4 protein-coding genes and 1 pseudogene are annotated in these 4,930 nt (G+C 68.7%); 1 reads left to right on the top strand and 4 read right to left on the bottom strand.

What is annotated here, in order from left to right; all coding sequences use genetic code 11:
• From VAE46_RS07225 to VAE46_RS07210, 4 genes and pseudogenes are all read right to left on the bottom strand, one after another.
• A pseudogene (locus tag VAE46_RS07225) lies at window positions 1-188 on the bottom strand (TrpB-like pyridoxal-phosphate dependent enzyme); the annotation flags it as partial.
• Window positions 189-538: 350 nt separating this feature from the next.
• Window positions 539-1,393 (bottom strand): alpha/beta hydrolase, encoded by an 855-nt coding sequence (locus VAE46_RS07220; RefSeq protein ID WP_322796249.1) that lies wholly within the window; start codon window positions 1,391-1,393, stop codon window positions 539-541.
• Window positions 1,394-1,609: 216 nt separating this feature from the next.
• On the bottom strand, window positions 1,610-2,008 hold the full coding sequence (locus VAE46_RS07215; RefSeq protein WP_322796248.1) for a DUF2203 domain-containing protein: 399 nt from the start codon (window positions 2,006-2,008) through the stop codon (window positions 1,610-1,612).
• 11 nt (window positions 2,009-2,019) lie between these two features.
• Window positions 2,020-3,309: a glucose-1-phosphate adenylyltransferase family protein gene (locus VAE46_RS07210; protein ID WP_322796247.1), complete on the bottom strand. Its 1,290-nt coding sequence runs from the start codon at window positions 3,307-3,309 to the stop codon at window positions 2,020-2,022.
• A gap of 431 nt (window positions 3,310-3,740) precedes the next feature.
• Between VAE46_RS07210 and VAE46_RS07205 the strand changes: the two genes are divergently transcribed.
• A partial coding sequence (locus VAE46_RS07205; RefSeq protein ID WP_322796246.1) for a nitrilase-related carbon-nitrogen hydrolase occupies window positions 3,741-4,930 on the top strand: 1,190 nt, incomplete at its 3' end.

Here is a 4,930-nt window from a genome sequence, read left to right as displayed (position 1 = left end):
TAGCGCTCGGTGCTCACTTCCTGCTGGATGAGGGCCATGGGGAAGAGCGGGGCGAGGTCGCCGGGCCCGATGGGCTGGTGGGTGCCAGGGTGGAGCGGCGGGGGCGGGGGCGAGGGGAGGTCGGCCGCGATGTTGTACCAGTGGGTGGGAAGGCGGTCTTCGGGGAGGATGAATTTGCGGGTTGCCATGGGGGACCTCCTGGTGGTGCGTTCGGGGGATCGAAAAGACCCCTCGCCGGTTCAAAGGACGAGGGGTCTCGCGGTGCCACCTTTGTTCCCCGCTGCTTTCGCGTGGCGGGGCACTCTTCAGCCGCCGCGGCGCTGCCGCGAGGGCCATGGCTGTGATAACGGTGCCACTCCGCCGCAACCTACTGCCCGGTGGGGTTGGGCTGCGGGGCTCCCGGGCCCATTCGCCTGCTGCGCTGCCGCCGGCTTCCACCTCCCCGGCTCTCTGGGGACTCGCTTTGCAGGGTACTTTTCCCGTTCTTCGCCGAATCTTCAGTTGAGGGCCACAGAGTAGTGGCCCGCCGGCGCCGCTGTCAATGGCCGTCGGACCGGGCGAGGAACGCTTCGAGAGCCTTGCGGGCCTCGGGTTCGGTGAGCAGGGGTGCGTGGCCGACTCCGGGAACTTCGACGAGGCTGGCGCGTGGATTGGCTTCGAGCATTTTGCGGGCGGTCTCGGGCGAGAGCACGTCGCTCTGGGCGCCGCGGACGATGAGGACCGGGCAGGAGATTGCGCGGTAGGCCTCCCACGGGTCGATGGACGGAGGTGCGGGCTGGGCGGTGCGGATGGCGGGGTCCATCTTCCAGACGTAGACGCCGGCATCGGAGCGGCGAACGTTGTAGCGGGCGAATTCGAGGAGCTGGTCGTCGTTGAGGTTGGCGACCATGGGGGCGTAGTGCTGGCGGTAGTAGCGGGCGACGGCCTTGAGGTCGGCGAACATCTCGGGGGCGCCCTGGAGGTAGGCGAGGATGCGCTGGAGGCCGGCGGGGTCGATTTCGGGGCCGATGTCGTTGAGAACGGCGTGGGAGATGCGCTCGGGGTAGCGGGGGGCGTACTGCATGGTGATGAGGCCGCCCATGGAGGTGCCGACGAGTGCGAAGCGCTGGAGGCCAAGGGCTTCTCGGACGGCTTCGAGGTCCTGGACGTAGGTATCGATGGTGTACTGCTCGGGCGGGCCCCACTCGGATTCGCCGCGGCCGCGAACATCGAGGCAGTAGACATGGAAGCGGGCGGCGAGAAAGTTGGCGATGCCGTCGAAGGTGTGGGCCTGGCCGGCGAGGCCGTGGATCATCATGACGACGGGGGCGCCCGGGGCGCCGCGGGCGAGGAGGTGGTGCCGGATGCCGTTGGCGTGGACGAAGATGTCGCGGACGGGGTAGAGGTTGGTCATAGCGGCCGCCTCGTTTTGGATGGCGGGATTGTAGTGGCTGGAGGTGGGAGGGTGGAGGTGGGAGGTGGGAGGTTGAAGGTGGGAGCCGGGAGCTCCGCCGCGACCCGCACCCCTGCCCGGGAGCCGGGAGCTCCGCCGCGACCCGCACACCAACCCGGGAACCCGAAGCGCCGCCGCAACCCGCACCCCAACCCGGGAGCCGGGGGGGGGCGGGGTTCAGGAGTCGAGGGGCCGGCGGCCGGCGAAGCCGGTGTGGAGTTCGTGCCAGTACTGGATGGTGGGTTCGCCGAGGCGGAAGCAGAGGTAGACGGTGCGGCCGTCGCGGAGGTGGGGGAAATCGATCAGGCCCTGGGCGGGGTCCTTGAGTTCGACGCCGTGTTCCTGCAGGACCCGGGAGGCGAGGCGCACGGTCTCGATGGGCCCCTCTGCGGGGTCGGCCGGGGTGACGGCGAACGGCGGCTCGAGGTCGTGGCCGTCGGCGGTGGCGCCGCGGGCAGCAGCGGAGCGCGCAGCTTCGATGGCGCGGAGACGGAGAACGGCCTGCCGGAGCTCTTCGAGCAGGGGGAGGAGCTCGGGCAGGAGTGCGCGGGCTTCTTCGAGGGTGAAGAGGCGCATGGCGCGGGTGGCTAGACGAAGAGATGGAGCGGGATGTGGGTGGGGTGGACCGAGCTGCCGGATTCGAGCTCGTGGAGGTCGGCGAGCTCTTCGTGGACGCCGGGGCCGATGACGACGTTGCGCCCGAGGGTGAGCCCGGGGGGAATGGTCGCGCGCTTGCCGATGATGGAGATGCCAGAATTGACGATATCGGGGCGCTCGCGGTTGGGGATGGAAGGGTCGCCGGTGCCGATGACGCAGCCGCTGCCGATGGTGACTTCTTTATCGAGGATGCAGCGGTCGATGACGGCGCCGGAGCGGATGAGGCAGCGGTGCTGGATGATCGATTCGCGGACGACGGCGCCGGGTTCGATGATGACGCCGGGTGAGATGACCGAGCGGTGGACCTGGCCGTCGATGTGGGCTGAGGGGGAGATGAGGGACTCGCTGATGCTGGCCGATGGGCCAATGTAGGCCGGGGGCAGGACGGGGCCGGCGGTGCGCAGCTTGAGGTCGGGGTCAGCGAGGTCGAGCGGCGGGTTGGGCTGGAGCAGGTCCATGTGGGCGGCCCAGTAGGATTCGATCGTGCCGACATCGCGCCAGTAGTCGTGGTACTGGTAGCCGTAGACCCGGTGGGTGCGGTAGATGCGGGGGATGATGTCTTTGCCGAAATCGTGGGAGCTGGCCTCGCCGAGGTCGGCGTCCGCCTGGAGCTGTTCGACGAGGACATCTTTATTGAAGACGTAGATGCCCATGGAGACCCAGGAGCCTCGGGGCTCGCGGGGTTTTTCCTGGAAGTCGATGACGCGGCCGGTTTCGTCGAGGTCGAGCACGCCGAAGCGGTGGGCTTCGCTGCGGGGAACGCTGTAGACGGCGACGGTTGCGTCAGCGCCCTGCGAGCGGTGGTAGGCGATCATGTTGCGGTAGGAGGTGAGGTAGATGTGGTCGCCGGCGAGGATGAGGACTTCGCGGACGCGAGATTCTTCGATGACGTAGAGATTCTGGTAGACGGCATCGGCGGTGCCCTGGTACCAGTCGGCATCGGGCTTGCCGAGGTAAGGCTGGAGGATTTGGATGCCGCCTTCGGGGGTATCGTAGCCCCAGGGGCGGCCTGCGCCGATGTGGTTGAAGAGTGAGCGTGGGCGGTACTGGGTGAGGACAGCGAGCTTGGCGATGCCGCTATTGGCGCAGTTCGAGAGGACGAAATCGATGATGCGGTAATTGCCGCCGAAGACGACGGCGGGCTTGGCGCGCTGTTCGGAGAGGATCGAGAGGCGGTCGCCCTGGCCACCGGCGAGGACCATTGCGAGGACGTTGTTCACGGGTTGCCTCCTTCCGCCGGGGTTCGGTGCCCATTCTAGATGGGCCCGCCGCCCCTTTCACGGGGCGGCGGGCGGCTATTGGACCCTTGAGGGCGGATTCAGGAGGCTCGGCGCAGGCTGGCGGCCTCAGAGCGGAGGACCATGGCGAACGCGCAATCTCGACAAATTACGGTCGCATAGCTGGTCCGGCGGCGGCCGACGGGTTCGACGTCGGCGATGAGGATGCGCGAGTGCGCGCGGGCCTGGCGTCCGCAGAGCGGACAGGGGCTGGAAGGATTGGTGTTTCGAGTCATCTCCCTACCTCGAAACCCCGCCGAGGAGGATGGTGCCACGGGCGGGGGAGGGCGTGAATCGGTGAGGGCGCCTAAGGGAATCCCTGATTTGGACGTGATGGCGGGCGCGACGCCTATACTCGCTGCGAGGAGGCGACGATGAGGACGGTCCGGATCGGCCTGGCGCAAATCAACACGATGGTTGGGGACCTGGAGGGGAACGCGGAGAAGGTGCGGGAGGTGCTCGAGCAGGCGCGGGCCGCGGGCTGCGGGCTGGTGGCCTTCCCGGAACTGGCAGTTACGGGCTACCCGCCCGAGGACCTGGTGCTGCGTCGCGCGTTCTGCGAGGCGTCGCGGGAGGTGACGGCATCGCTTGCGGAGGCGACGCGAGGGCTGGTGGCGGTGGTGGGGTTTGTGGACTGGCGCGAGGACGATGCCTTCAACGCGGCAGCGGTGTTCGCCGATGGGCGGTGGGTCGACACGTACGCCAAGCAGCGGCTGCCCAACTACGGCGTCTTCGATGAGGAGCGGTACTTTCGGGCGGGAAGGCGGTCGGTGGTGTACCAGGCGGGGGATGTGCGGTTCGGGGTGAGCATCTGCGAGGACATCTGGTACCCGGGGGCGCCGCTGGACGCCCTGGCCCTGGCGGGTGCGGAGCTGTGCGTGAACATCAATGCCTCGCCGTACGCGCGAGGGAAAGCGCGCGAGCGGGAGCGGATGCTGGCGACGCGGGCTGTGGATAACCGGATCGCGGTGGCCTACGTGAATGCGGTGGGCGGGCAGGACGAGCTGGTGTTCGACGGGGCCTCCGTCGTGTTCGACGCCGAGGGACGGCTGGCGGCGCGGGCGCGGCAGTTTGACGAGGAGCTGCTGGTGGTGGGTGTCGACTTCGATGAGGTGGCGCAGCGGCGGCTGCACGACCCGCGCCGTCGCGTGGAGCTGCGCGCGCGGGATTGGGTGTCGGGCGCAGAGCTGGTCGACCTTGGGGTGGAGGTGGCGACAGCCGGGGAGCTCGTTCGCCCGGGCGGCCCGGTGGCGCCGCTCCTGGGCGATGAGGAGGAGGTGTGGCGGGCGCTGGTGCTGGCGACGCGGGATTACCTGCACAAGACGGGATTCCGGGAGGCGATCATCGGGCTTTCGGGCGGCATCGATTCGGCGGTGGTGGCGGCGGTGGCGGTGGATGCGCTGGGGGCGGAGCGGGTAATGGGGGTCTCGATGCCGAGCCGGTATTCGAGCGAGCACAGCCGGGAGGACGCGCGGGAGCTGGCGGAGAACCTCGGCATTCGGTTTTTGACGATTCCGATTGAGCCGGCGCACGCGGCGATGCTGACGATGCTGGGGGAGGTGTT

The sequence above is a fragment of the Tepidiforma sp. genome, from assembly GCF_034433535.1.
Taxonomy (GTDB): Bacteria; Chloroflexota; Dehalococcoidia; order Tepidiformales; family Tepidiformaceae; genus Tepidiforma.
Note: the sequence above shows the minus strand (reverse complement) of the source record. Positions and strands in the feature narration are given on the sequence as shown.

Excerpts from the sequence above, each read along its gene's own strand:
- VAE46_RS07220 (WP_322796249.1), bottom strand. The coding sequence starts at position 1,393 with ATGACCAACCTCTACCCCGTCCGCGACATCTTCGTCCACGCCAACGGC.
- VAE46_RS07215 (WP_322796248.1), bottom strand. The coding sequence starts at position 2,008 with ATGCGCCTCTTCACCCTCGAAGAAGCCCGCGCACTCCTGCCCGAGCTC.